This window comes from Vibrio sp. Vb0349 (assembly GCF_033338975.1).
Genome location: NZ_JAWOTS010000206.1, coordinates 1 through 1383 on the forward strand (window position 1 = coordinate 1; position 1383 = coordinate 1383).

General features: G+C 46.9%; 1 protein-coding gene. It reads left to right on the forward strand.

Annotation, left to right across the window (positions count from 1 at the left end):
* On the forward strand, positions 1-1383 hold a 1383-nt coding region (locus tag R7Q47_RS24590; RefSeq protein ID WP_318089864.1), incomplete at both ends, for a histidine kinase dimerization/phospho-acceptor domain-containing protein.

The window sequence follows — 1383 nt, forward strand, 5'->3', positions numbered from 1 at the left end:
AAGCGGGCATTCTACTGAGTTTAAAGAAGCAAGGGTTGGTGCACTTAGGTGTGTGGCAACAGGACCGTTTTGACTGTTATGACGATTTAAAACAGCTGCTTGCGGATTTGAAATCAGGCGTTTTGGACGTGGCTTACATTCCGGATGACGTTGTTCATAGCATGATTGCGCAAGATCAGGTCGATGGTTTGGTGATCAATGAGCAAGACGTTCTGACGTTCTCGAATGCGTTTGCAGTTGCAAAACACAATACGCAGCTCCAACACATGCTCAACAGCATCATCGAAACCATTGACTCAAATGAGATAGAAAAACTTCTGCGCTCGCACCGAAGCTTCAACCTAGTTTATGGCTACGACGATGAGCAAATGGCAAAATTTTTCTTGGCAGGTGCGGTCGCTTTTTCTCTGATGTTTGCTGCCGCGTATTTCATTCTTGCGCACCTACGTCTAAAGGTGAAATTAGCTGAGCTGAATGCCAACAATGAAGAAGCGGAAAAACAATGGCTGATGGGCATCATTCAAGAAATTAACAGCTTGGTGTTTATTCACGGTGAAGATAACCAGTTGGAAATGAGCAACTGTGCCAACTACAAGAGCAAGCAATGCCAAGAATGTAAGCTGAAAAGCTGCTCGACTAATGCGCCTCTCGTGAACAACTCGGATGAATTGGCCTCTGTAATTGGCGGACAACGCATCTCGGAAGAGGTCGCGTCTGCGGGGTGCGAACTCGGTATTAAACATGTGTATCGAGAGCGTAAAACCATCGCGTCTCCAAGCGGGAAGAAGAAGTTTGTGCTGACGGTGATTCAAGACATTACTCAGCAAAAAGAGCGTGAGCAGGCGTTAATTGATGCGCAAAAAGAAGCACAAACTGCAGTGCGCGCCCGTGAAAATTTTTTAGCGCCCATGAGTCACGAGTTAAGAACACCATTATCGGCGGCGCACGGCATCCTCGATTTGCTGAATCGCCAAGTGACGGCCGATTCAAATCGCGAGTTGATCGCTCAGGCCATGCGGTCACTCAATCATTTGAATGTGTTAGTAGACGAAGTGTTGGATTACTCAAAGCTGGAAGCAGGGCAGTTAACCGTTGCTCCCGCTAAAACCGACTTACTCAAAACCTTGTGCGATGTGTTTAGAAGCTTCGAGCCAAGAGCGCTTGCGAAAGGTTTGGATTACAAAGTTACGATCAAGCCGTTTTCGGATGCGTTCATTGAAATCGATGCACTGAGATTAGTGCAAATCACCACCAATCTGCTCTCAAATGCCGTGAAATTCACAGCAGAAGGCGAGATCGGAATCAGTGTCATCCTGCACGAAAAGCAGCTTATTTTGAAAGTTGCAGATACGGGCATCGGTATGACGGATGGCCAACTCGAAG